This is a genomic window from Opitutia bacterium (genome assembly GCA_016217545.1).
GTDB lineage: Bacteria > Verrucomicrobiota > Verrucomicrobiia > Opitutales > Opitutaceae > Didemnitutus.
Map to the genome: position 1 here is coordinate 201943 of JACRHT010000003.1, position 26283 is coordinate 228225.

Genomic DNA, 26283 nt, shown 5'->3' on the forward strand with positions numbered 1-26283 from the left:
TCCACCCGACTCGCTCCGCGCCCGACGCCGCGGTAGGGGCGGTTGCCCTCAACCGCCCGCGCTTTCTCCATCGACGGTCGTCTCACGTCGCCGCTGAATCACCAGCTGCGACGTCATGTGCTGCACGGTTTTCCCATCCTGATTGTAGGTCCGGCTGCGCAACGTCAGCCGCCCGTGCGTGGGGCGTCCGGGCATTTCGCTCTTCGCCACCACTTCCTGCGCGACACGCAAGCGGTCGCCCGGCCGCACCGGCCGAGGGAAACGCAACTCCTCGACCACGTGTCCGATCACGCCGCCCTCCACCTGCATCTCGCCCTGCACCATCAGGCGCATGCTCACCGCCGCCGTGTGCCAGCCGCTCGCCACGTGCTCGCCGAAGAGCGAACCCTTCGCCGCCTCCGGGTCGGTGTGAAACGGCTGCGGATCATACTGCCGCGCGAACGCGACGATCTCCGCGGCGGTCATCTCGTATTCCGCGGTGCCGAATTTCTGTCCGGGTTGCAGGTCTTCCCACGTGAGCATGCGCGCAGGGTGCGCGATTCGCGCGGGTTGTCCAACGCCGCGTTGAAATTCCCCGCGCATCTGCTTCGCTCCCGGCTGCGCCCGGGCCAGCGCCCACACAACCATGAAGAAAATCCTGTTCCTCCTCGCGCTTGTCGCCGCCGTCGGCGCGCGCGCGCAAACCCCCGCTCCGGCGCCCGCGCCCGACGCGGCCAAGCTCGCCCTCGCTCGCGAAGTCATCACCGCCATGCAGGCCGACAAGATCATCGACCGCATGACCGGCCAGATGAAGCAAATGGCCGCGCAGATGGCGGGCTCCTCCGCCGATCTCTCGCCCGAGAAACGCGCCCGCGCCGAGGCGACGCAGGCCAAAATCATGGGCCTCAGCATGGAGATGTCCAAGACGCTGCTCTCGAAAATGGACACGGTCTACGCGGACGTTTTCACCGAAGCCGAGCTGAAGGCGATGAAGGCCTTCTATTCCTCCCCCGAGGGCTCCAGCGCCCAGCTCAAGCAGGCCGATGTCGCCAAGCGGATGATGCCGCTCTTGCAGGACCTGCAACGCGGCCTCATGCCGAAGATCCAGCAGATCGTCGCCGACGCGCAGGCCGAGGAGGCGAAAGCCGATGCCGCCGCCGCGACTCCCGCCACGCCGGCCGCCAAGGCGCCCGAGCCGGCGAAGTAATCCGCTTCGCCCGCGCGCTCCGCGCTACCGCCCGCCGCGCTTCGCGGCGGGCTTTTTCTTTTCCGGATACGGCATCAATCCCATCTGCCGCAACCGCGCCACCACGCACGGCTCGGGATCGCGCTTCGCGCGCCGCAACGCTGCGCGCACGTCGGCGCGAAACTCCGGGTGACGCTGCGCGAGCCACCACAGCGCGTTCAAACTCCACACGCGCACCGTCGCCTTCGGATCCTCGAGTCCGTTGCGCAGAAACGCTCCCACCTCCGCCGGGGCCGTTTCCATCAGCTCCGGATTCTCCGTCCAAAACTGGCTGAGCACGAGCCGACCGAGGTGCGAGCGCACGCCGTCCAGCCCGTCGATGACGACGCTCAGCGCCTCCGCCGGCGGCTGGGCGCCCTCGCTCACCCAGCGTCGCAGCATCCACGCGCCCGTCCACTCCAGCACGCGCGAACCGCTCACGATCGCTTCGGCCACGGTCTGCGCATAGCGCGGATGCGCGCGGTTCCGCTCATGCCACTGCCGCATTTGCGGCACGGACATTCTCGGATCTGTCTCCAGTTCGTCGAGCAGCATGCTCCTTTTTCAATCAACAGCCCGACCGGAGCGAGCCTGCTTGTGGATCAAATCGCATTGCCTTCCGCAGCTTCTCCCATGCGTGCCGGCCTCGAACTCAATCTCTTCGACGAAGAAATCTACTCTGGCATTACGGGTCCACGTGTCTTGACGCCCGAAGGAAAACCCCTTCGCTCCCATCCTTCATTTTCCAACTTTCATGAAAGTCATCACGCTCCCGCGCCTCCTCGCCCTTCTCATCACCTTCGCGGTCACCGGCTCGCTCCAAGCCAGCCTGGTGACTTTTAAAGGCAACAATATGACCGTGCACCGCGGTCATGTTGATACCTCTACCGGACAAAGCGTAGAAGCCAACGAGACGCTGCAGTTTCAGGGCCGCGATGATTCCATAAACTTCACCGACCTCGATGCGCAGGGCAACACCACGGTCGCCGCGCTCAGCGGTCAGGTCACGGTGAAGCTCGCCAACGGCCAGTCGGTCACGATCGATGCGGGCACGGGCGTCGTGATCAGCTCCACCGGCTTCGCCTCCGCGCCCACCAGCCTTTCGTCCTTGGTGAAAAGCAACCCAGCCCTCGCCACCAACCTGGTCGCGGCCGTTACCGATGTCGCCAAGCTCGCCGGCAGCACTCCCGCCGCCCTCACCCAGCTGGCCCTCGTGGTCAAGGTCGTCGCCACCGCCGTGCCGGAGCAAGCCACCACCATCGTCCAGAATGCGGTCTCGGGCCTCGGCTCCACCGGCACCATCACAGGTGAGGTCCTGAATAAAGCTGTCGGCGCCGTCATTCAAGCCACGGCTCAAGGTTCGGGCGCCACCGTGGCCGCGCTCACCGCTGCGGCCACCACCGTCCCGGGTGTTACCGTGACGCCGACCACCGATACTCAAGTCCTCAACGAAATTCTCGATCCCGTGACGCCCGTCGAGACTCCCGTGATCAATCTGCCGGCCAGCCCGAGCTGAGCCTAGCCAAACTCTTTCGACCACCAAAGGCCGGGCCATCGAGGTCCGGCCTTTCGTTTGACCGCCCCCCGCGCTCCGCGCTTTTCTTTCCAGCCCACGTCGCCAACCTCTTGCTCTCGTGGCGGCCCCCTCCTCCAACTCCCTCGTCGGCGTCCTCGAGCGCATCATCTTCTTCAACGAGGAGAATCATTACACCATCGCCGAGCTGCGTCCCGACACCGCCGAACGCGCCGAGGATCGCGTCACCATCGTCGGCACGCTCCCGGGCGTCCAGTGCGGCGAGACGCTCCAGCTGACCGGCGAGTGGGTGAAGCACGCGCAGCACGGCGCGCAGTTCAAAATCGCCGCGCACAAAAGCGAGCTGCCCTCCTCCGTCTACGGCATTCGCAAATACCTCGGCAGCGGCCTCGTGCCCGGCATCGGCAAGGTCTACGCCAACAAAATCGTCGACGCGTTCGGCACCGACACGTTTCGCGTGCTCAGCGAGGAATCCGGCAAGCTCCGCAAGGTCCCCGGCATCGGCAAAGTCCGCGCCGCCGCGATCAAGGCCGCGTGGGACGAGCAGAAAACCCTCCGCGAAGTTCACATCTACCTTCAGACCTACGGCGTCACGACGTCGCAGTGCGTGAAGATCGTGAACAAGTTCGGCGCCGCCGCGCAGCAGATCATCCGCGAGGAGCCCTACCGCATTGCGCGCGAGATCGACGGCATCGGCTTCAAGACCGCCGACAAGCTCGCCATCAACCTCGGCTTCGCCAACGACGCCGCGCCTCGCCTCGATGCCGGCCTGATCTACGCGCTCGAGACGTTGCAGGAAGACGGCCACACCGCCTACCCGCGCGACGAGCTCGTCACCTACACCGCCACGCTGCTCGAGACCTCCGCCGAGCGCGTCGAGGCCCGCATCGACGCCCTCATCGCGCAGAAAGCCATCGTGGCCCACGCCACTCCTGTAGCCGGGGTCGCCGACCCCGGCCGACCGGGCTCACCGAGCCCGGCTACAAGCGCCGCGCGACGCGAAGCGACGATCCAGCTCCCCACCAATTCGCGCGCCGAACAAAAGATCGCCGACGTCGTGCGCCGCCTCGGCACGCAGCCGACCGGCCTCCCGCCGATCAAGGTCGATGCGGCCGTCACGTGGGCGCAGGAGAAGGCCGGCTTCGAGTTCCACGGCCTGCAATCCGCCGCCATCAAGAACGCGCTCACGCACAAGTTCACCATCCTCACCGGCGGCCCTGGCACGGGCAAAACCACGATCCTCCGCGCCCTCGTCGACATCCTGAAGGCCAAGAAAGTCCGCGTGACGCTCGCCGCGCCCACCGGCCGCGCCGCGCAGCGCCTCGCCGAGACGACCGGCGGCTTCGCCTCGACGATCCATCGCCTGCTGAAGTTCGAGAACGGCGCGTTCACCGTGAACGAGTCGCACCCGCTCGCGACCGATTTCCTCATCGTGGACGAGGCCTCGATGCTCGACGTCCGCCTCGCCGCCGCGCTGCTCCAAGCCGTGCCGAACCGCGCGCACCTGCTCCTCGTCGGCGACATCGACCAGCTCCCGAGCGTCGGCGCCGGCAACGTCCTCAAAGACCTCATCGCTGTAGCCGGGCTCGGTGAGCCCAGTCGACCGGGGTCCGCGACCCCGGCTACAAGTCTTCCCGTCACGCGCCTCTCCTTCGTCTACCGCCAGGGCAAGGAGAGCGCCATCGTCACCACCGCGCACGCGATCAACGAAGGCCACGCGCAACCGCCGCCCGTCCTGAGCGAAGTGGACAAGGCGCAGGCGTGGAGCGACCTGAACTTCATCGCCGCGCACGACGCCGAGGATTGCCTCGCGAAGATCGTCGAGCTCACCACGCGCTTCATTCCCGCGCATTTCAAGTGGTTCAACCCGATCACCGACGTGCAAGTGCTCGCACCGATGCACAAGGGCACCGTCGGCGTCGGCAACCTCAACACCCGCCTGCAAGCCGCGCTCAATCCGCACGAGAAAGGCCTGCGCGCCGTCAGCGGCGAGTATCGTCCGGGCGACAAGCTCATCCAGCTGCGCAACAACTACGACAAGGGCCTTTTCAACGGCGACATCGGCACCGTCGTCAGCACCGATCTCACCAAGGGCACGCTCATCGCGGACTTCGACGGCGAGCAACACCTCTTCGAGCGCGGCGAGATGAACGAGGTCGCGCTCGCCTACGCCATCAGCATCCACAAATCGCAGGGCAGCGAGTATCCGGTCGTCATCGTGCCGCTGCTGAAGGCGCACTTCATGATGCTCCAGCGCAACCTCGTCTATACGGCGATCACGCGCGGCAAGAAAAAGGTCTTCGTCGTCGGCGAACCCGCCGCCTACTCGATGGCCGTGCGCAACGCCGAGTCGAAGCAACGCTGCACCCATTTGCGGGAGAAGATTCTCTCTCTCGATTAACCTTCCGCGTCCGCCGCAGCCGCAGCACAGGCCGAGGCACTCACTGGCGGGCGGAAGACCGGTGTGGCCGGTTTTGTCGTGGGGAATCGACCGCGCGCCATGACGCGGTTCAGCCATTGCCAACGCTCCGTCGGCTCGCACACTTCTGCGCCGTGGGCCGCCCCAGCTCGCTCATTCGTTCGTTTCGTCTCCTCATCGCGTGCGCGCTTCCTGTCGTCGTCATCGCCCCAGCCCGGGCCGCGGACGCGCAGGAAACATCCGCGACGAGCGGTCTTGTGCTGGCCGTCGTCGCCACACTCGCGCTCGCGGCCTGGTTGACCGCCGTGCTCTGGTTGCGTTCGCTCGCGCTCGAACGGCTGAAAACCCTGGCGGTCGAAAAGGCGCGCCACATCGGCTCTGCCCGACTGCGCCGCTTCAGCCTGCGCCGCCTCGGCCAGTTGGTCGTGGTGGGAATCCGACTGGCCACGATCGCGCTCGTGCTCGCGGGCATGCTCGCGTGGGCGATCGTCTTGCTCGACCTCCTGCCGGCCACTCACGCCACCGCCCGGCATATCGAGAATGAGGTCTTCGCCGAACTGGAGCGCCTGATCGTCGGCGCCGCCACGGCGCTGCCCGGGTTGTTGGTCGTCGCGCTGATCTATTTCGCCACGCGCATCGTGCAGGAGCTGCTCAATCACTATTTCCGCTCCATCGCCGACGAAGAGATCGCGAGCAACCTGTTCGATCCCGTCACCGCCGAGACCTCGCGGCGGCTGGCCGACGTCGGCCTGTGGATTGCGGCCGTCATCATCGCGTTTCCCTACATTCCCGGCAGCGAGTCGCCGGCGTTCCGCGGCGTCACGGTCCTCGCCGGTCTCATGCTTTCGCTCGGCTCGAGCAATCTCGTGGCGCAGTTCGCCAGCGGACTCGCGCTGATCTACGGACGCGCGATTCGCCCGGGCGAATACGTGATCGTCGGCGAGCACGAGGGCACGGTGGAGCACATCGGCTTGTTTGCCTGCACGCTGCGCACGCCGCGCGACGAGCTGTTCGTGCTCTCGCACACGGTGGTCTCCCAAGGCGTGCGCAACCTCTCGCGCCACGCCGATCAACTGCGCCTGACCACGACGGTGACCATCGGCTACGACACGCCCTGGCGGCAGGTGCGCGACTTGTTGCTCGCAGCCGCCGCGGCCACGCCGGGCATCCGCACCGAGCCCGCTCCCGAGGTGCGGCAGACGGCATTGCAGGATTTCTACGTCGCGCACGAGCTGCGGTTCACGCCGGAGAATCCCGCAGAACGTCTCGCAGTGCTCGGTCGCTTGCATGCGGCGATCCAGGATCAATTCCACGCCGCCGGCGTGCAAATCATGTCGCCGCACTATCTCGGCGATCCAGCGCAGCCCAAAGTTCCGCCCGGCCGCCCGCCGAGCTGATCCATGCGCGCTCGCGCCAAGCCCGGCGTGCCATCCCGAGCCCCTTCCGGCCCCGCGAACACCTCGTCTCATCGCAGAACCGTCCAATCGCGCGCCCGACCGGTATTTTCATCTCGGAAAAGACGCGCCTCGTCGTGACGTCATCGCAAACCGCTCGACGACCCACCGTGCGCGCCAAGCATCGCGCGCCATGATTCCGCGCCACCTGTTCTCCGTCGTCCTCTGCCTCGCCCTCGCCACGCTTGCCCACGCCGCCGATCCCACGCCGGCCCATGCGCCGTATCCCGAGAATTTTCTCAATTGGAAGAAAATCAAAGCCACGTCGCTCGACCCCGCCGCCCCTGCCACCGCCGAGCTCACCGATGCGCACTTCGTCTACGCCAACGCCGCCGCGCTGGAGGGACTGCGCACCGGCACCTACCCCGAGGGCGCCGTGTTCGTGCTCGATATCCTTAAAGTCGAGCGGAAGGGCGGAACCACCACACTTGGTCAACGCGCCTCCACCAGCACCATGGTGCGCGACGCCTCCGCCGCCTCCACCGGCGGCTGGCGCTTCGAGGACTACGACATCGTCACCAAGGCCGCGCTCGAGATCGACGTCGTGAAGGACTGCTACGTTTGCCACACCAAAGTCGCGAAGCGTCAGCACGTCTTCACGCGCTTGAAACCCTGATCTGGCTCGTCTCAAGACACACGGCTGCTTGGATCCGGCGATGCTTTTGCCCCGCCTCGCCATGCTCACGACCCTCGCCGCCGCGTCCGCCTTCGCCAACCCCGCCGAGTTCTGGCTCGACCTCGTTTCCGGTGAGGAATCCGGCAACGCCGACGTCTTCGCCGACCTCGCGAAAGCCGACATCGTCTACGTCGGCGAATCGCACACGATCGACCGCCACCACGCCGTGCAGCTCGGCGTGCTGCAGGAACTCCACGCCCGCGGCCGCGCGCTTACACTCTGCCTGGAACAGCTCGAGGCGCGCGACCAGGCAACCATCGACCGCTTCAACGCCGGCGCACTCACTTTCGAGCAACTCGCCACGGAACTCGGTTGGGCGAAGAAGTGGAAGAACTACGCCGACTACCGCGCGCTCTGCGACTTCGCGCAGCAGAATAGCATTCCGGTCCGCGCGCTCAACGCCCCGCCGGAAGTCATCCGCGCCGTCAGCCGCGGCGGCGGCCTCGCCAAGCTCCCGGCCGAGCAGCGCGCCACGCTTCCGTCTGATATCGAGCTCAACGACGCTCCCTACGAGCGCCTGCTCAATCTCCAGCTCGCCGTGCACTTGGCCATGGACCCCGCAAAACTGCGCCCGGTGTTCGAAGCGCAGGTCGCCCGCGACGAGACCATGGCCGCCAACATCGCCGCCGCCCGCGCGCTCACCGGCCCCGACGGTTCACCGCGCACCGCCGTGGTCGTCGCGGGCACCGGCCACGTCCGCTTCGGCCTCGGCACGCCGGACCGCGTCCGCCGTCGGCTGCCCGGCATCGTCGACCGCATTGTGCTCTCGACCGAAAGCGGCCAGTTGAAACTCACCGCGGCCGACAAGGCCGCGATGCGCGACATCGAGATTTCCCACGCCGACCTGCGCGCTCTCGCCCGCCCGCCGGGCGACTACCTCCGCGTTCTGCCGCTGGCCGCGGCGACCGGCACGCCCTAGCGCTTCAACGACACCGCGCCAGCAAGCGCGCGCGCGAAGGCACGCCGTGCTTCCGCAGGATCGAGGCAACCTGGTTCTTGATCGTGGCCTCCGCGCGGCCGAGTTCGTTGGCGATCTCCTTGTTCGAAAGACCGGTGAGCAACAGCTCGCGCACCCGCTGCTCGGCGGGAGTGAGGGCCGCATCGATGACCGCAGCACGAGGCCGCGGCGCGAAATACGGGCGCGATGTGAGCAGGCAGCTCGCCCCGAGGAGCAGGCTGGACGGGACGAAATCGGATCGGGAGGCAACCATGACAGGGGAGTATTTCCGTGCCGCGGAAAGGCGGCACCTCTAGCTAAGACGAACGAGGCCGCCAAATCCCCGAAGAAAATCCTTCGGGTGCGGCAAAAAACCGGGCATTGCCCGTTTCAATGGACAACGCCGGTGCGGAAAGCTGCCGCGCGCCGACGGAGAACGTCCTGCGGGACTAGCGCCCCAGCAGACGCTTCACCTCGGCCGCGAATTTGTCGCCACGGGCGTTCGTGCCGGCGAGTTCTCCGCCCCCGCCGACGAGAAACATCGGCGGGGCCGCCCATTCAAGATGAGCCCAGCGGAGTCGGCGGAATGCGCACCAGCGGCGCGAATTGAAACACGTGGTAGCGCGCGATCTACTCGCCCTTCTCTGCGGCCAACTCCTTGGGAATCTCCACCAGATGGCCGGTCAATTTCGCGAGCAGTTCCCAGATCTTCCGGCCGGTCGCGTGCTGGGTGACCATGAATCCCTCTTGATTGATGACCCAAACGCGCGGAATCGAATCCACGCCGAAGCGCTGCCCGATCTCGTTTTTGCGGCCCTTGCCGTCGTAAAACTGAGGCCACGTCATGCCCAACTTCTTCGTCGCCTCGATGAACTGCTCCCGCGTGCGATCCGCCGGGTTGCGCGGAGCACCTTCTTTCGGCGCCTGGTCAAACGAGATCCCCACCATTTCCACGCCGAACGGCTTGAAAGCCGCGTAGGCCGCCTTCGTGTTCGGCAACTCCTGCAAACAAGGGCCGCACCACGTCGCCCAGAAATCGACGATGACCACCTTGCCGCGCAATTTCGCGAGATCGAACTCCTGGCCATCGACCGCCACGAACTTGAGGTCCACCGGCTTTCGGCTCGCTGCGATCGCGTTCAACTTGCCGCGCGCCATCTCCGCCAGAGCCGGACTGGAGGACGCCGCGAGCTGGTTTAGATAAACATCAGCCTGCTCCGGACGCTGCTGCACCAGAACCTCGACATACTGGCTCTCGTAGGAAACGAGTTCGGGAGTCCCCGGCTCGCGACGGGCGGCCTCGTCGATCGCCTGCCGCCAGCGAGCGAGCGCCGCGTCAGTCTGCGCGGGAAATTGCTCGATCAAGAAGGTCGCATACTGGTGCTCCAGCATCACCACCATCGCCGAAGTCTGCGCCCGGCGCGCGAAGCGATCCAAGGCCTCACGCCAAATCGCCGGAGCAAATTTTCCCGTCCGCTGCGCCTCCTTGTAAACGGCGACGCGCGCGTGCACGACCTGCATCATCGCGAACTCTTCCACCTGTTCGGCCGGCACTCCGGGCGTTTCCAGAATTTGCCGCTCACAGTCTTTGCGCAGGGCGTTCCACGCCAGCTGGTCCGCCGCGGCGGTCGGTCCCTCGAATCGAGGTTCGCTGAACACGATTTTCTGCATCGCTTCCCAGCGACGGACATCGGCCGGGAAATTCGCGATGAAATCGGCCGCCGCCACCGCGATGGCCCCGTTGGTCTGCAGACGCGCAGCCTCTCGCGCCGCCCGCTGTTCCTCCGTCTGCTGCGGCAGGCTCGTCCACTCGAACTGAGTGGCTTCAACGTTTTTGAGTTTCGTGTAGGCAGCGTCGGCCGCCGCCGGGGTCTCACCACGCGCCACGCCGGACAGGAGCGCGACGGCGCACGCGATCGCTAAGCTGTATTTTTTCATGAAGATCTCCGCAGGGCGGAGCGCGCGGAAGTTGAGCGCGCTCCGCATGAATGATTTTCTCGCGCGCTTCGGCGCGACGGGAACGGTTAGTTCGCTGATTTGCGGCGGACCGCCTCTTGGTATTTGGCGAGGTCCGCGTCCACCTGATCCAGCAGCTGTTGTCCGACTTTGTTCGGCAGGTCGTGGAGGTAATCGCGGAATTTCGCCTGATATTCCGCCGCTTGAGCGGCCTCGCCGAGGCGCCAGGCGCCTTGGGCCAACGCAAAGAAGACGTTGCCTTTGGCGTCGGCTTTCAGGTTTTCCAGCGCGTAAGCATACATCTCCTTCGGCAGCTCATCGGTTTCCAGCAGCACGCTGAGGTAAGCCTGCACGGTGGTGCGCTGCAAAAGATCGGACGGATCACGCTGCGATTTCTCCACCGCGGCCTGCGCCTCGGCGAAAGCCTGCTTCGCATCGAATTTCACCAAGGAGCGGAAACGCATCGCGGGCATCTTGGCCGCGAAGGTCGGGTATTCGGCCCAGACGTCCATGGCCTTGCGCCAGTCCTTCGCCTGCATCGCCTCACCATACTTCTCCATCACCTTCAGCATGGTTTCCTGGTTGCCGGGATCGCCGGCGAAGTCGGCCGCGGATTTGGCGTAGTCGAATTCCCCCGCCAGCAATTCCTTCACGACGCGGTCGAGCTCGAACGGCATCCCACTGCTGATCCACGCAATCTTCCCCGCAGCATCGACCACGATCGACGTCGGAATTCCCGCCGCTTTGGTCGGGTTAAACCAGTTTTTGAGCAGGTCGTCATCGGCGGTGTCGCGGCAGATCGGGTAATCGGCGTCCTTGCCCATTTGCGCGATCACCTTGTCGACGGCGCGGTCCGCCTCCGGGCCGGGCAGCCGTTCGAAGAGATCGACTCCGATCACGGTCAGCTTGCCCTTGTATTCGTGCGCGAGCTTGGTGAGGTGCGGCATCGCGGCGCGGCAGGGCGAGCACCAGGTCGCCCAGAATTCGATGATGTAGATCTGACCCGATTCGAGGCGGGTGATCGGACCGTGTTTCACCCAGCGCCCGGCTTTGAACTCAGGCGCGGGCTGGCCGATTTTGAACGCCGCTTCCTCAGCGGAAACAGAGGAGACGACGGCGAGAAGCAGCGCGCTCAACACGAGCGAGCGCAGAGAGGGGAGTTTCATAGGTGAGCCTTTCGATTCCGAGCCGGCGAGAGCGACGTCGCTCAGAATTGCCGCGTGATGTTGATCGCGTAGTGCTGTTGACGTTGCTCGATCGTGCCGAAGCGGAACGTGCCATCCGCGAGCGGAGGGTCTTGGTCAAAGACGTTGAAGACGGTGAATCTCACGCGCGTGTCCTTGAGCAACACACGAGCCCAACGCTGTTGGATAGCCTTCGACCGCCCAAAATCGTAGCCGAACTGCAAATCCCAGCGGATGCTGGAGCCGATGACCGTGGTGCTCGCCAGGCTCTCGTTGAACGAACTGTTGTAGGTCGCGAGCGTTCCGATCTCCATCGCGCCGGTGCTCCAGAAGAGCGAGCCGGACAGTTGCCACGGGAGATTGCTCGTGCCGGTTTGAGAAGGCGTGATGGGCCCGTTCGGTCCGCGGACGCGCATTTCATTCTTATCCGTCCGCGCCACATCCACGCGCGCATCGAGGCGCCCCTTGGCGGTCGGCAGGTTGTAGCGCAGGCCGGCATCCCAACCCGCGTGTTTGGACGCGCTCACATTCATCCAGCTCTGCACCCACTCGACGATCCGTCCCGGCGTGGTGCCGGACGAAGGCGCGCGAATCATGAACTCGGGGTAGAGCGTCGCGATTTCCGTGAAACTAAAAATGCTGTTCATCTGGACAATCCGACTGGAGTAGTCGGTCTCCCAGCGGGTGCCTTGGACCGACAGGCCGGGAACTCCCGGCACATCCAAGGTCAACGAGAAGGTGTTACTCTTGAAGACCTCGGGATCGATGTTCGGATTGCCGGAAATGGTGGACGTGAACGGAAGCGTGATGGGCTCGTTGTTGCGCAACGGATCCGTGAACGTCGGGGGAATCCGCGTCAGATTCGAGCGGGACGCGACGCGACGCTCACTGAAGAGCGGGGGCACGCGATACCCTTCGGAGCGGGTCACGCGCAGCGAAAGCCAGGAGATCGGCTGCGCGAGCACGCTGAAGGTCGGGTTGGTCGTCGACGGAAAATCCGAATAGCGGTCGTGGCGCGCGGCGACTGACGCGTCCAAGCGGTAAAGCAGCGGGATCTTTTGCAGCGGCGAAATCACCGGAGCCCTGACTTCAGCCGCAAAGCCATACGAACGCCGGCTCGCGGAGGGCACGAGCGCGCTCGTGCTCTCCAATTCGTCGTGCGTCGATTCCGCGGTGAGGGCCATTCTCACATCGCCGGCCGGCAGCTTCCAAACCTTGCCGTCCGCGCTGGCGGAAAAGAGGAGGACTTTCGGCCGCTCTTGCGTGACGGCCTGCGGTCCGGCCACCGCGCGGAAGACATCCTGCAGTGCGATCGCGCGGCGAGTGCTGTCATACAACAGCGTCGGAGGAGTGCCGGCGTTGAGCAGCGGCTGGACTCGCGCCTGCTCGAGCACGCCGGTGCCGTTGTCCGGCACGGATTGCGATTTATCCAGTGTCGCGCTCACGTCGTAGCGCCATTCGTTCGCCAGCTCCCCGCGGAAGCCGATGGTTCCGCTGAACGCTTTGCGCGTCACCTTGAAGTCGGACAGGTTGTCGAAAAATGTTTTGTGCAGGATGATGGGGACACCGAAGGGATTGCCCGGATAGTTTGCCGGCAGCGTCAACCCGAAGGCGAAGCCCACGTTGAAACCGGTCGGGCCCGTGTCGTTGAAGTAGAGGCCCTCGGTGTTGTAAGGATCGCCATAGCCCACGTTCTCGCTCTCGACGTAACGCCCTTGGGCGTAAACGGAGAAGACCTTGTTAAAGGTATACTCGCCGCCGAAGAGCACCGAATTCTGCTCGAAGCGCGGGCTCGCGTAGATGGAAGCCGCATCAAAGCGCTCGCCCCAAGCGGTCGCATCGTCCGTTGAAAACGGATCCCACGAAGCGCCGCCGGCTGCCGCATAGGCATTGGCATAGTCGGTCGCGGTGAGACCGGTTCCGGATGAGTTCGCCGGGATCGGCACCATCGGCGTGGCCAAGCCGGGAAGATTCAAACCACTCTCCGTCTCGATCCAGCCCGGCACGACGCGAATGGAGTCGCTGCGGTTATCGACTCCGCCAAACGCGCGGCGATCGTTCGTGAAGATCGTGGCCGTGTCGCGCGCGGCCAGAGGCGTGCTCCGCTCATGCGACAACGTCACCCGCGCATTCCAGTTGGCGCGCGAGACGCTGTGGGTGAGCGAATAGCTCTGAATCGAGGCGTCCTTCCGGAACGTGTTGTCATAGTTGATCTGAACTTCCGTCCCATTGTAGTCCTTCCGCGTGATGATATTGATCACGCCGGCGACCGCATCGGCGCCGTAGATCGCGCTCGCTCCGTCCAACATCACCTCGATCCGGTCCACGGCCGAGAGCGGGATGCCGCCGATGTCGTAGCGATCGTTGATCGTGACCTGGCTGCCTTTGGTCACTCGTCTGCCGTCTACGAGGATCAGCGTGCTCGCGCCCTGAAAGCCGCGGAGGTTCGCGGACACCGCATAGTCGCCCGCGAGAGGGCTCGGTGAGCCCGCGTTGTTGCCCATGCCATTGCTGGCGCTGCTAATCTGCGGAATCACCCGGAATACATCGCCCAAATTGGCCGCGCCCGTCCGCTGGATCGCCCGGCGATCGAGGGTGAAGACCGGCTGCATCGTCTGCTCGCCGACCAACGTGCGAATCCGCGATCCCGTGACCTTGAAAGCGTCCAGCTGGACAGTCCCGTCCTTGACCGTCGCGCTGGAATTGCCGGCCCCGCCGCCCGCCGCCGCCGCGTCAGCGGGGCGGCTTGAGACTTTTTTTGCTTCCACGGTCGGCTCGCGACGGACAGCGATGGCACCGGTTTTCGCATCGGTGGTGGCGACGAGACCAGTGCCGGCGAGGAGCAAATCGAGCGCCTGCGCCGCAGTCAGCTCACCCTGAACGTCCGGAGTTTTCACGCCGTTGACGGTGGCGGGCGCAAAGACGATCTCGCGACCGGCCTGCTGGGCGAACTGCTTGAGGCTTTGGGCGGCATCGCCAGCGGGGATGCTGAACGTGCGCGCGGCTTCCGCCGCCACGAGTGAAACGGCGAAGACGCAGCCGAGCGCGACGATTGCGAGCGCCCGGCGGATGAGGGGTAACGAGAGGTTCATCAAGGTGTGCGGGTTCGCAGACCAAGACCCTTCACGCGGCGCTTTCCATGAAGCGAAAAAATCTATGACCCGCGCTCACTGGCGGCTCAGGGCGATCTCCGTCTCGCCACGCCAGTCGGCGCGCATGCCGAAATCGGACTCCATGAGGCGGACGAACGCTTCGACGTTGTCCGAGCGAAAGGTGACCGTGAGGCGGAGCGCGCGCAGCGAGGGATCGGCCAGGACGAGCTGCACCGGATTGCGACGGTTGAACTCGGCGACGATGTCCGCGAGCGGCTGATCGGTGAAGTCGAGCAGCCGCGGCTGCCACGCGAGCGCGCGCTCCCGCTCGGCCGCGTCCACGCGCAGAACCTGCGGCGCGGCCGCGGACGGCTCGAGCGAGACGACCGTGCGCTGGCCTTCCTCCACGAGCGGCGGAGTCGTGCGCACCGCCGCTGCGGCGGGCGGCGGCGTGACCTCGACCTTGCCCTCGGTGACGAGGACCTCGACCGCTTTCGGGTCGAGGCGGACGTTGAATTCGGTGCCGACGGCGCGAACGTTGACGCCGGCGGCTTGGACGATGAACGGGCGCAGCGGATTCTTCGCGACGGCGAAGTTCGCTTCGCCGCGCACGAGATGCACACGCCGCTCTTCGGGGGCGAAATTCACTTCGAGCACCGCGCCGCGGTTCAGCGAGACGACCGTGCCGTCCTCCAGCGTGCGTTTCTCGATCGGCGCCGCGAGTGCGTAGGACGGCGCGCGCTCGACCGGCGGCGAAATCATCGAAGCGGCGCGCGGCCACCAGAGGACGGCGGCCAGTGCGACGGCCGCGGCGAGCCCGAGCGCCTGCGGCCAGAACCGCAGCACGCGAGCCGCGCGACGGCGCGGCCGCAGCAGATCCGGATCGGGCACGGCGTGAACCGAATCCTGAATGCCGGTGAGACGATCGAGCTCGTCCCAGCCCCAGCGCGCCGTGGCCAGCGCCTCGCGGTGGCGAGGGTCGGCGGCGAGCCATTGCGTGTAGGCGTCCTGTTCGGCGGGAGTGAGACCGCGATCGAGACGCAGCACCCATTCGGCGGCGGCGTGGGCGATCGGATCGGAAGCGGAGTGATTGGGGTCGGCGGGGTTCATGTTCGCACGGCGCGGTCGTGGCCCCGACGGCGGAAAAATTCGATGCACTTGCGCAGGCCGATGGCGCCCTGCGCCTCGACGGTGTTTTCGGTGATGCCGAGGCGCTCGGCGGTCTCGCGCTGCGAAAGGCCGTAGATTTTGCGGAGCGTCACCACTTGGCGGCAGCGATCCGGCAGGGACTGGATGGCGTCGATCAGGACTTGAAAATCCTCGCGTCGCGTCAGCGTCTCCGGCGCGCCGAGGGCATCATCCAAGACACTCAGCGGATCGACTTCCGTGGCCCCGGCAGGGCGCTCGTAGCCTTGATGGCGGAGGTGGTTGAGGGCGAGGTTGCGCGCAGTGACAAAGAGGAACGCCTTCGGATTGGCGATGGGGCCGGAAGCGTGGGCGCGCATGAGCCGGGCGTAGGCGTCTTGCACGACGTCTTCCACATCGCTCACGTCCGGGAAGCGCGCGCGGACCCACCCGCGGAGTTTGGCGTCGTGAGGAAGGACCTCATCGACAAACCAACGCGCTTGTTCTGGATCTTGTGGCGGCACCGGGAGCGACGCGCGAAAGGCGCGTCAAAGAGCTGAGACACGCCAACCGCTCCCCTCCCCTAAAGCAATTTTCGAAAAATCAGGAAGGGGCGCGATCAACGGCCGGTCGCCTGGCCCGCCGGCAGGCCAGCTCCCGCGGTGCGGCGCTCGCACTCAGAGCGCCAGCAGGCGCTTCACCTCGGCCTCGAGCTTGTCGCCGCGCGCGTTCGTGCTGGCGAGCTGGCCGTCCCGGCCGACGAGAAACATCGATGGAACCGCGCGAATGCCGAAATAGACGCCGAACTCGTTCTGCCAGTATTTGCCGTCGAGGTGTTGCGGCCATGGCATCTTGTGCTCGGCGGTGAACTTCAAGAGCTTCGTCCGGGCCGCTTCGATCTTGCGCGCAACTTCCTCGGGCAAGTCGGCCTTGGCGTCGGGGGTCCGGGTGCGAAGACGCGGGAGTTCCGCTTCGGTGACGACGCCGGCGTTCTCGAATGCCACGCCAATGATCTCGAAACCCTGATCGTGATACTTCGCGTAGGTCTCGAGGAGGTGCGGCAGCTCGGCGATGCAGGGGCCGCACCACGTGGCCCAGAAGTCGATCAACACCACTTTGCCCTTCAGCTTCGCGAGATCCACTTCGCGTCCATCGGCGCTGGTGAATTTGATTTTGCCCAAGCCCTGACGGACTTTGTCGAGGTCGGCCTTGGCCTCTTTCGCAGTCGCGCTCAGAGTGGCGGACGGGCTTTGCGCCACGCGATCGAGATAAGCGGCGTAGGCTTCCACGCCGAATCCGGAATAGGGATAAAACACTTCCGACTGGAGCCTCGTGAGCGAGGATTCGTCGAGTCCTTCGGTGGCGAGCTGTTCGATCTGCCGCTGAATCGCGTCAAGTTCGGCCGCGGTCTCGGCCTTGTCCATCGCCCGCATCACCAGCTCGCGTCCGGCGCGCGCTCGTTGCTCGGTCGTCGCGGTCTGGTCGGCGCGCACGCGCTCGAGCAAGGCCTTGGTCTCCGCCGCGAACGCACGCTGTTTGTCTTCGTCGAACGTGAGGTAGTCGCGCTTGGCATTCTGGTCGAACGCGGGATCGATCGCCGTGATGAACATGGCGCCGCGCTTGACCAGTGCGAGTGCCGCCTCGGCATGCTCCGACCCGGTCGGATGTTTCGCGAGATAGGCGCGGACCTGCCCGAGAAGCACAACGCTGGCCGCGTCGTAGGTGAGCCAACGTTCGCGGGGGGAGAGCTCGGGCTTTTGCAGCACGGATCGATCGCTCGACTGTCGCAGGATCTCCTGCAGCTCGGGATCGTTGGTGGCGGGCGCCGATGGCGGCGACGGTTGAGCGAGTGCCGTGACGGCGAGGACGAGGAGACAGAGGAGTGATTTCATAAAAGTGAGGCGTTGAATCTCAGGAGGCGGCCGCGGTCAGATCGTGCGGCCCCCTTTTTCCACGGCCGCGACGCGGACGGCGCGACCGTGGAAGAGACGAATCGGAAGCGAACAGCGAAGGCAGATCAGAATCCCTTGCGGAGCGTGATGACGTATCGCGCCATGCGCGGATCGGTGACGGCGAAACCGGCCTGGCCTTCGATGTGCGGCGGCTCGCGGTTGAACACGTTGTTGATGTTGAAGGCGACCTTCGTGCCGGAAAGAAGCCAGCGCTTCATCCGCGTGTCATTCGTCGCGTCGCCGCCGCGACGATCGAAGTCGTAGGCGATTTGGGTGTTCCACTCGAGCGCGCTGTGAAAGCGCACCGCCGTATAGGTCAGGTCGCGATACTGCTTTTCCTGATAGAAACCGCTCACGCCGAAACCCCACGGACCTCTGGTCCAGTAAGTCTGCCAGCTGAGGCGCGTGGGAAACTGGTTCAACGTGCTCGAAGGAGCTTTGCCCGGGTTGGCGGTGGCCAGGTATTTGAGGTAATCCGTCATCGTGACCCGCGCGTCGAACGAGCCCCACGCCGTCGTGCGGCGGTAGGACAGCTGGTAATCGATCGCCTGGATCTCGAGTTTGGCGATGTTGGCCGAGCGCGTGTCGATTCGCGTCGGGATGCCAGCCCAGCCGGGCAGGTCGCCGGGAAGATTCGCGCCGCGCGTGATGCGCTCGGGGAAAAGGTCGAAGATTTCCTGCGCGCTGCCGAAGCCGGCGATGCGGTCGGTATAGTCGATCACTTGATAGTCGGCGGAGAACGAGAGTCCCTTGAGTCGTTCGAAAGGCGACTCGATGACGATGCCGAGGTTGTCGGAAATCGACGTCTCCGGCTTGAGACTGAGATTGCCGCCGAGGGCCGTCGCGTAGACGCCGGGCGGGAGCGGCGTGTTGCCGCGCTGCGGATCGATCGGCGAGCTCGAGAGATCGAAGAACGTGAGCCGGCCGTTGGTGAGCGGACGATAGAGATCGTTCAGGGTGGGCACGCGGAACGCGTGGTTGCGCGAGGCGCGAAGGATAACCCATTTGACCGGTCGCCAGATCAGACCGTAGCCGGGGCTGACATCGCCGCTGGTGTCGCTGTAGGTGTCGTAGCGGGCCGCGGCCGAGAGTTCGAGGCTGTGCAACCAAGGCCGATGCTGCGCTTCCGAAAAGAGCGGCACGCGCGTCTCCGCGAACGCGGCTCGGGCATCGCGCTTGAAATTGCCGACGAGGCTCTGGTTGATCCGGGGACCATCGGGCACAGCCAGCGTGGTGCGGGCGCGTTCAGCACGGTATTCGCCACCGACCGCGAGTCGGATTGCGCCGGCGGGCAATTCCCATAGCGGGCCGTCGGCCTGCGCAATGAAACTACCGTTCGTGTTGCGCTCCGACTTGGCGCCGTTGCGGAGCATGGAGCGGAGCACGTTGAGATCGTTCGGCCGTTGCGTGCGGCTGTCGTAGAAGAGCACCAAGCTCTGCGCGTCGATCAGGGGAGCGAAGACATTGTTGTCGAGCGCGGGATCGTAGGCGTCCTTGTCCTCGAGGTAGGCGCGGTTCCAGTCGAAGCCGGCGTCGTAGCGCCAGTCGGAAAAAGGCAGGTTGCCGCGCAATCCGGCGGCGAGCGCCGTGTTCGAGGTGAGCGCGGTCTTCTGACCCTGGATGGGGCCGAGTTCCCAGAAGGTCTTGTAGAGGTCCAGTTCCACGCCGAACGGATTGCCCGGGTAATCCGCCGGCACGGAGAAGATGCTGTTGCGGTAGTTGACCGGCATGCCCTCGATTTCGGTCCTCGTCTTGCTGTAACGGCCCTCGAGGTAGAGATCGTGGTTTTCCGTGAGACGATAGTTGGCCCGCAGGCTCGCGCTCGCGTTTTGCTGCGGCGAAATCAGGTTCACGTATTTCGCGCGATCGCCGGTGTAAGCCGGAACGCCCAGATCGTCGCCGGCGACCGACACGTAAGCCGAAGCCGGCAGCGGCGCGGCGCCGGCATTGTTGGGAATGAGGGCGTAGGACGAAGTGCGGCCGGGAAGGTTGTCGCCATAATACGCCACGATGCCCGCGCCCGTCGCGAAGCCGCCGAAGGCAAATGAATCCGTGCCGGTCGCAAAACCGGACGTGCCGCCGAGCGTAACCCAGTCATCGGTCGCGGAGAACCGGCGGTCGACCGCCGCGAAGGCATGGCGGTCCTGCACGGTGGCGGAGAGCTGCAGCTCGAGTCGGTCGCGGGTGATGCCGTAGGTGAGCGTCGCGGTGCGCACCGCGGTGTCCGTCGAAAACGTGTTTTCATAACTGAGCGCGAGTTCGCCGCCCGTGTAGTTGCGGCGGAGGATGATGTTGATCACGCCTCCGACGGCATCGGAGCCATAGATCGCGGACGCGCCGCCGAGGAGCACCTCGACGCGTTCGATCGAGGCGACGGAGATGCCCGCGAGGTCGGAGGCGTCCTGGCCACGAATGATGCCGGTCTTGGTGACGCGACGGCCGTTGATCATGACCAACGTGTTCTGTCCGCCGAGACCGCGGAGATTGAAGGTGCTGCGCGCCGTCGCCGTCGCGCTCGCGCTCGAGCCGTCCGAGGTCGTCATCAGACCTCCACTTTGACCGCCAAAGCCGATGCCGTCATAGGAGCCCTGCGAATAGGCCTGCGGGATGAGACGGGAAATTTCACCCACCGAGGTGATGCCCGCCCGTTCGATGTCCGTGCGACCGAAGGTCACAACCGGATTGATATCCGCGGAACCCACGAGGCTGCGAATGCGCGAGCCGGTGACTTCAAACTCCTGGAGCTTGACCGTGCCATCGTCGCGTTTGGTCGCGGAAGTCGCCGAACGCGCTGCCGCACCGTTCGCCACCGCCGCGTCAGCGGGGCGGCTTGGGACGTTTTTTGATTCGGCGGCGGTTTCCTTCCGCACGGCGAGGGCGCCCGTGGACTTGTCCTGCGCGACGACGAGCGCGGTGCCTTCGAGCATTTGCTCGAGCGCAGCGCGAGGGGTCAGCTCGCCCTTGATCGCGAGCGTCTTCACGCCCGCGACGTCGGAGGGCGAGAAGAGCAATTGCTCGCCGGACTGGGCGGCGAATTGCTTCAGCGCCCGCGCCGCGTCGTCGGCGGGCAGGTTGAAATTCTTCTTCACGGCCTCAGCGGCGAAGCCGAGCCCGGCGAAACAGAGACTGAGCAAAAAGAGGACAGGCGTCCGCAGGTAACGTGCGGCGCCGACGCGAGGATGCGAGGGTGAGGTCATAGTGTGTGACCGGAGCGCGGAAGGGGCGGCGCGGCGGTCACCAAGGGCAGACGGACAGACTTCGCAAACTCTCTAGAAAATTTCCCGCGACGAAATGTCATCGCGCCGCACGCAGCTCGATGCCCTGCGCCGTGCGTTCGCTCGCCACGCCGAAGTTTTCCTCCAGCAGACGCACGAACGGTTCGTAGCCGTCGGCGCGGAACGTGCCACTGAAACGCTTCGCGTTCAGGGCGGGATCGGCGATGACGAGCTTCGTCTGGTTGTAGCGGTTGAACTCCGCCACGACATCCGCGAGCGAGACGTCGTCGAACTCCAACCGCCGCTCCTGCCATGCCAGCGCGCGGTGCATCTCGGCGCCGCCGAGTTCGCTGATCGCCACGACCGGCGGGGCGGACTTCTCGATCTCCGAGGCCAGTTTCACGCGCACGCTCTCGCCCTGCACGAGCAGCGGCGGGCCGGACTGTTCCGCGACGGCGGGCAACAGCGATGCGCCCTTCACGGCATCGTTCACCTGCACTTTGCCCTCGGTCACGAGGACGTCGACGGCGTCCTCGCGCAGGCGGACATTGAAGGCGGTGCCGACCGCGCGCACGGCGACATGATTTGCGGCGACGACGAAGGGCCGCGCGGGGTTCTTCGCCACGTCGAAATGCGCTTCGCCGCGCAGCAGCTCCACGCGGCGCTCGGTGGCGGTGTAGTGCACCTTGATCGCGCTGTCGGTGTTGAGCTGCACGACCGAGCCGTCCTCCAAATCGAGTTTCTGAAAAGCGCCCACGGCGGTCTCGGCGGTCGGACGCGTGGCGCTGAAACCCGCCCACCCGGTCCACGCCAGCGCGAGCGCGGCCGCGGCGGCGAGCGATCCCCACGCCACGGCAACACGACGCCTGGCGCCCACGCGCGAGCGCGGCGCGAGCAACTCGGGCTCAGCTGGGGCAGCGCCCGCCACGCCGGTGGGTCGCAGCGCGGCGGTGCGGTTGAAATCGCGCCAGACAGCATCGAGTTCGGCGAAAACCTCGGCGTGTCGCGGTGACTGCTGCAGCCAGCGCATGAACTCCGCGGTCTCGGTCTCGGTCATGCCGCGATCGCGCAGGCTCAGCCACACGGCCGCGGTGGCCTCAATTTCCTCCGGGTCGTGACGCGGCGGCAGCTCGGCGTTCATGCGGCACCTCCGTGCGTGACCCCGTGTTGTTTCAGAAAATCGCGCAGCCGCAGGACTCCGATCGCGATCTGTGCATTCACGGTATGTTCGGAAATGCCGAGCTGCGCCGCGATCTCACGGTGGGACAGGCCGTAGATTTTGCGCAGGGTCAGCACTTGGCGGCAGCGGGTCGGCAGCGCCGCGATGGCTTCGGCGAGCAGTTGGAGTTCCTGGTCATGGGCAACGGCCTCGGGAATGCCGGGCCTATCTTCCAAGACGGGCAGCGATTCGAATTCTGCTAGACCATCGATGGTGGCGATTTTCCGCCGGCGGAAATAGTCGAAGGCAGCGTTGCGCGCGGTGGTAAAGAGAAACGCCTTGGGCGCGCGGACCTCGCCGTGCTCGCGGGCTTGGAGGAGCCGCGCGTAGGTTTCCTGGACCAAATCCTCGATATCGGGATGAGCGGGGAACTTGCCGCGCAGATAGGATCGCAGCGACGCCTCGTGCGGCTGCACTTCGGCGGCGAACCAGCGGGCGGTCTCAGGATCATGCGGCGGCATCGGCGACGCTCATGGCATCGGCGCGTCCGCCGCCCGAGTCGAGCGGGTTTGCGGCGATTCTGCGTCTCCACAGATTTTTTGCGAACGCCTTAGTAGATTCGCGCCGGCCCCGCGTCTTAGCGGCCAACCACGCCGGTCGCTAGCGGCGCAGCGCGAGCAACCGCGCGCGAGGGCACCCGATGTTTGCGCAGGATCAAGGCAACCTGGTTCTTGATCGTGGCCTCGGTGCGGCCGAGTTCGTGGGCGATTTCCTTGTTGGAGAGGCCGGGCAGGAGCAGCTCGCACACGCGCTGCTCGGCGGGAGTCAGGTCGGGATCAAAAGCGGCGGAAGGCGGCGTCTCTAGTGAAGACGAACGAGTCGGCGAAATCCCCGAAAAGAAAAGGTCGGCCTCGCTCCAGTCGACGTTTTGAGCCCGGACCAAACGAGGCCCGCCGGCCGGATTGCTCCGGCCGGCGGGTAGCCGTTTCGCTGCCGCCTCCACGCCAGCGGCCGGCGAACGCGGCTAAAGGGTCACGGAAAGTTGAGAGTCAATAGTTGAGGGTTGAGAGACTGATCGACCGAGCCGCAGGGCCGAACGCAGCGCGATAAATTTACCCCCGCCATTTGGTTGGGCTCTCAGCTCTGGACTCTCAGCACTCAACTGCATCGTTCTGCTAAAGGGTCACACCGTCCTTGAAAATCGCGATCTCGCGGAAGCCGTTCAGCTCGTTCCGCGCGGGCTTGCCGCTCGCGGTGGCGACAACGAGTTCGAGCAACTCGTCCGCGGCAGCGTCCATCGCTAGGCCGTCGATGATGCGGCCGGCGTCGAAATCGATCCAGCCGGCCTTGCGTGTCGCGAGGTCGGAATTCGATGCGATCTTCAACGTCGGCACCGGACCGCCGAGCGGCGTGCCGCGACCAGTGGTGAAGAGCGCGAGGTGCGCGCCCGACGCGGCGAGTGCGGTGAGCGAGACGATGTCATTGCCCGGACCGGTGAGAAAATTGAGGCCGGGCTTCGCGAGGCGGCCGGCATACGGGAGCACGGCGACGACTTCGGACGTGCCGCCCTTTTGCAGGCAACCGAGCGATTTTTCCTCGAGCGTCGTGATGCCGCCGTCCTTGTTGCCGGGCGACGGGTTCTCGTAGACGACCTGGTTGTAGCGGAGGAAGTATTCCTTGAAGCCGTTGATCATGCCGACGCAGTCGTCGAACACCGCGCGGCTGGCGCAGCGATTGAGGAACAGCGCCTCGGCACCGAACATCTCGGGCACTTCGGTGAGCACGGTCGTGCCGCCGGCCGCGACGAGCCGATCGGAAAACGCGCCAACGACGGGATTGGCCGTGAGGCCCGAGAAACCATCGGAGCCGCCGCACTTCAGGCCGACGCGCAGGCGTGCGAGCGGGTGCGGCGTGCGGCGGAACCGCGCAGCGTAGGCGGCGAGCTCGCCGAGGAGTTTGGCGCCTTCGGCCATCTCGTCGGGCGACTCCTGCACCGAAAGGAAACGATAGCGTTCGCTCGCGCCGTCGACCGCGCCGAGCAATTTCCGGAAGCTCGGCATCGTGTTGTTCTCGCAACCGAGGCCGATGATGAGCACCGCGCCGGCATTCGGGTGCGTCGCGAGACCGGCGAGGATCTGCTGCGTCGACGCGTGATCGGTGCCGAGTTGCGAGCAGCCGTGCGGGTGCGAGAAGGCCTGCACGCCGTCGATGCCGGCAGGCAGGCCCGCGGCGCGGAGGTTGCGCGCGAGCGCCTGCGCGACTTCGTTCACGCAGCCGACGGTCGGGATGATCCAGAGTTCGTTGCGGATGCCGACGTCGCCGTTCGGGCGCGCGTAACCGAGAAAGGTGCGGCCCTCGACGCGCGGGAGCGGCGCGGGCGGCTGCGGCGCGAAGGTGTAATCGAGCACGCCGTCGAGATTGGTGCGGACATTGTGCGTGTGCACCCAGCCGCCAGCCGGGATGTCGACCGTGGCCGAGCCGATCGGCTGACCGAACTTCCGAACATGGTCGCCGGCGCGGAGCGCGACGCGCGCGAACTTGTGCCCGCACGGGATTTCGACGGCGAGCGTCACCGGCGTGCCACCGGCATCGACGGTCGTGCCGGCCGCGAGGCGGCGGAGCGCGATGGCGACGTTGTCGGCCGGATGGATGAGGAGCACGCCGGAGTTCATGGGCGAGTTCAGGAACGCGGTGTTTCGAGCACGAGTTTCTTCAACGTCTCGCGCATGCCGAGGCTGGCGATGCGCTCGAGGGAGATCGACACCGCGAAGGCCAGGCCGGGCACCTCGTTGAGGTCGCGGCCCCAGAACTGGGTTTGCGCGAGCGCGTTCTTGGTGAGCTGGAAGCGGTCGCCGGTCTCCTCGACGAGGCCCCACTCGCGCGCGAAGAAGTCGAGCACCGCTTCGTCGTCGCGGATCGGATACTTTTCGTCGCCGCGACGGCCGAACATGCGGCCGTCCGGTTCGCGATGGCCGCGATAGAACCACAGCAGCGCCGCGAGCGAGAACGCGAGCAAGGGCGGCACGGCACGGCGCGCGGCGACTGCATCGAGCAGCGAGGGCAACACGCGGACCTTCCACTTCGAGACGGAATTGAGCGAGATCGAGAGCAGCTCGTGGCGGACGAACGGATTGCGGAAGCGCTCGAGCACGGCCTCGGCGTAGGCGCGGCGCTCCTCGGCGGGTTGCGCGAGGCACGGCACGATCTCGTCGAACACGATCCGATAGACGAACGCGGCGGTGAGTTCGTCGTCCATCATCTCCTTCACCGTCGTGGCGCCGGCGGCGTAGGCGGCGAGCACGGAGCCGGTGTGCGCGCCATTCAGCACGCGGACCTTGCGGCTGCGGTAGGGCGTGAGGTCGTCGGTCCACACGACGTTGAGCCCGGCGCGCGCGAACGGCAGCTCCTGCTCGATTTCGCGCGGCCCCTCGATCACCCAGAGGTGGAAATGCTCCGAGGCGACGATGAGGTTGTCCTGATAGGAGAACTTCGTCGCGAGTTCGGCGGCCTCGGCCTTCGGGTAGCCGGGCACGATGCGGTCGACGAGCGTGTTGAGGAAGACATTGGACTCTGCGACCCACTTGGCGAACTCGGCGGAAAGGCCCCACGCCTGCGCGTGCTTGAGCACGCACTCGCGGAGTTGCGTGCCGTTCTTCTCGATCAGTTCGCACGGCACGAACACCAGGCCGCGCTCCGGGTGGCCGCGGACGACTTGAAAGCGGGCGTAGAGCAGCGACGCGATCTTGGCCGGGAACGATTCGGGGCATTTCGCCGCGTCGAACGGCTCGGCCGAGTAGGCGATGCCCGCCTCGGTGGTGTTGGAGAGCACGAAGCGCAGATCGTTGCTCTCGAAGGTGGCGACGAGCTCCTTCCAACTCGCGTAGGGATCGAGCGCCCGGCGGACGGCGGTGACGACGCGCGGCGACTCGACGACCTTGCCGTTCTCCGTGCCGCGCACGAGCACGGTGTAGAGTCCGTCCTGCGCGTTGAGCTGAGCGGCGAGGCCCTGGCGGATGGGCTGCACGACGAGCACCTGGCTTTGGAGGAGGCCGCGACTGTTAAGCTCGTCGATCATCCAGTCGGCAAACGCGCGGAGGAAATTACCTTCGCCAAACTGCACGATGCGCTCGGGAAAGGTCCCGAGCGGACCGCAGGCCACGCCGGCGGGCAGCGCGGAGGTCTTGGTGAGAAGGGAGCGGGAAAGGGTCGTCATAGACGCGGGCGCGAACGCCTGCGCAATCACTAGGAGGCAAGCACCCGCGCCCGGCGATACGGAGCGATGTCATCGCGCCGGTTTTCAAACCGAGGCGGGGCGAAACGCGGCGCGAGCTAATGACTCGTGTCATGGGGAGCGAATCGCAAGCGATGCAAAGCCC

The 26283-nt window shown here is 65.8% G+C and carries 21 protein-coding genes; 6 read left to right on the top strand and 15 right to left on the bottom strand.

The genetic code is table 11. The features are described from left to right. Positions 1–48 precede the first annotated feature (48 nt). Complete coding sequence (locus HZA32_03455) at positions 49–522, bottom strand: MaoC family dehydratase (GenBank protein ID MBI5423115.1); 474 nt, start codon at positions 520–522, stop codon at positions 49–51. Positions 523–625: 103 nt separating this feature from the next. On the opposite strand from HZA32_03455, the gene HZA32_03460 reads away from it, so the two are divergent. Beyond that, a complete protein-coding gene (locus HZA32_03460; GenBank protein ID MBI5423116.1) occupies positions 626–1186 on the top strand; it encodes a DUF2059 domain-containing protein in 561 nt (186 codons plus the stop codon). 24 nt (positions 1187–1210) lie between these two features. Here the strand turns inward: HZA32_03460 and HZA32_03465 are convergent, their stop codons facing one another. Beyond that, positions 1211–1726: a hypothetical protein gene (locus HZA32_03465; protein ID MBI5423117.1), complete on the bottom strand. Its 516-nt coding sequence runs from the start codon at positions 1724–1726 to the stop codon at positions 1211–1213. A 232-nt stretch (positions 1727–1958) separates the two neighbouring features. Between HZA32_03465 and HZA32_03470 the strand changes: the two genes are divergently transcribed. The 5 genes from HZA32_03470 (at position 1959) to HZA32_03490 (ending at position 8206) form a co-directional block, all read left to right on the top strand. Beyond that, positions 1959–2720: a hypothetical protein gene (locus HZA32_03470; GenBank protein ID MBI5423118.1), complete on the top strand. Its 762-nt coding sequence runs from the start codon at positions 1959–1961 to the stop codon at positions 2718–2720. A 118-nt stretch (positions 2721–2838) separates the two neighbouring features. Beyond that, entirely contained in the window at positions 2839–5139 is a 2301-nt protein-coding gene (locus HZA32_03475) for an ATP-dependent RecD-like DNA helicase (protein ID MBI5423119.1), read from the top strand. A 152-nt stretch (positions 5140–5291) separates the two neighbouring features. Then, complete coding sequence (locus HZA32_03480) at positions 5292–6554, top strand: mechanosensitive ion channel (protein ID MBI5423120.1); 1263 nt, start codon at positions 5292–5294, stop codon at positions 6552–6554. A 190-nt stretch (positions 6555–6744) separates the two neighbouring features. Further along, positions 6745–7227, top strand: a complete 483-nt coding sequence (locus HZA32_03485) for a cytochrome P460 family protein (protein ID MBI5423121.1) — start codon at positions 6745–6747, stop codon at positions 7225–7227. Positions 7228–7267: 40 nt separating this feature from the next. Then, positions 7268–8206, top strand: coding sequence for a ChaN family lipoprotein (locus HZA32_03490; protein MBI5423122.1), 939 nt, complete (start codon positions 7268–7270; stop codon positions 8204–8206). Between the two features lie 4 nt (positions 8207–8210). Here HZA32_03490 and HZA32_03495 read toward each other — a convergent pair whose 3' ends face one another. The 13 genes from HZA32_03495 to HZA32_03555 form a co-directional block, all read right to left on the bottom strand. Further along, positions 8211–8498 carry a response regulator transcription factor gene (locus HZA32_03495; GenBank protein ID MBI5423123.1) on the bottom strand — a complete coding sequence of 96 codons (288 nt, stop codon included), beginning with the start codon at positions 8496–8498 and terminating at the stop codon, positions 8211–8213. Positions 8499–8854: 356 nt separating this feature from the next. Then, positions 8855–10162, bottom strand: a complete 1308-nt coding sequence (locus HZA32_03500) for a TlpA family protein disulfide reductase (protein ID MBI5423124.1) — start codon at positions 10160–10162, stop codon at positions 8855–8857. Between the two features lie 86 nt (positions 10163–10248). Next, positions 10249–11346, bottom strand: a complete 1098-nt coding sequence (locus HZA32_03505; protein MBI5423125.1) for a redoxin domain-containing protein — start codon at positions 11344–11346, stop codon at positions 10249–10251. Positions 11347–11387: 41 nt separating this feature from the next. Beyond that, positions 11388–14456, bottom strand: a complete 3069-nt coding sequence (locus tag HZA32_03510; protein MBI5423126.1) for a TonB-dependent receptor plug domain-containing protein — start codon at positions 14454–14456, stop codon at positions 11388–11390. A gap of 75 nt (positions 14457–14531) precedes the next feature. Beyond that, positions 14532–15566, bottom strand: a complete 1035-nt coding sequence (locus HZA32_03515; GenBank protein MBI5423127.1) for a FecR domain-containing protein — start codon at positions 15564–15566, stop codon at positions 14532–14534. After that, positions 15563–16006: a sigma-70 family RNA polymerase sigma factor gene (locus HZA32_03520; GenBank protein MBI5423128.1), complete on the bottom strand. Its 444-nt coding sequence runs from the start codon at positions 16004–16006 to the stop codon at positions 15563–15565. Before HZA32_03520 ends, HZA32_03515 begins: the two co-directional genes overlap by 4 nt. A 252-nt stretch (positions 16007–16258) precedes the next feature. Further along, positions 16259–17473, bottom strand: coding sequence for a TlpA family protein disulfide reductase (locus HZA32_03525; protein ID MBI5423129.1), 1215 nt, complete (start codon positions 17471–17473; stop codon positions 16259–16261). Between the two features lie 125 nt (positions 17474–17598). Next, positions 17599–20730 carry a TonB-dependent receptor gene (locus tag HZA32_03530; protein ID MBI5423130.1) on the bottom strand — a complete coding sequence of 1044 codons (3132 nt, stop codon included), beginning with the start codon at positions 20728–20730 and terminating at the stop codon, positions 17599–17601. A 97-nt stretch (positions 20731–20827) separates the two neighbouring features. Beyond that, the gene (locus tag HZA32_03535; protein ID MBI5423131.1) at positions 20828–21889 is read right to left on the bottom strand and encodes a FecR domain-containing protein; all 1062 of its coding nucleotides are present in this window, start codon (positions 21887–21889) and stop codon (positions 20828–20830) included. Further along, positions 21886–22428, bottom strand: a complete 543-nt coding sequence (locus HZA32_03540) for a sigma-70 family RNA polymerase sigma factor (protein MBI5423132.1) — start codon at positions 22426–22428, stop codon at positions 21886–21888. Before HZA32_03540 ends, HZA32_03535 begins: the two co-directional genes overlap by 4 nt. A 116-nt stretch (positions 22429–22544) precedes the next feature. Next, entirely contained in the window at positions 22545–22715 is a 171-nt protein-coding gene (locus tag HZA32_03545) for a response regulator transcription factor (GenBank protein MBI5423133.1), read from the bottom strand. 367 nt (positions 22716–23082) lie between these two features. Then, the gene (locus HZA32_03550; protein MBI5423134.1) at positions 23083–24579 is read right to left on the bottom strand and encodes an altronate dehydratase; all 1497 of its coding nucleotides are present in this window, start codon (positions 24577–24579) and stop codon (positions 23083–23085) included. Between the two features lie 8 nt (positions 24580–24587). Further along, the gene (locus tag HZA32_03555) at positions 24588–26120 is read right to left on the bottom strand and encodes a tagaturonate reductase (protein ID MBI5423135.1); all 1533 of its coding nucleotides are present in this window, start codon (positions 26118–26120) and stop codon (positions 24588–24590) included. Between the last annotated feature and the right edge of the window lie 163 nt (positions 26121–26283).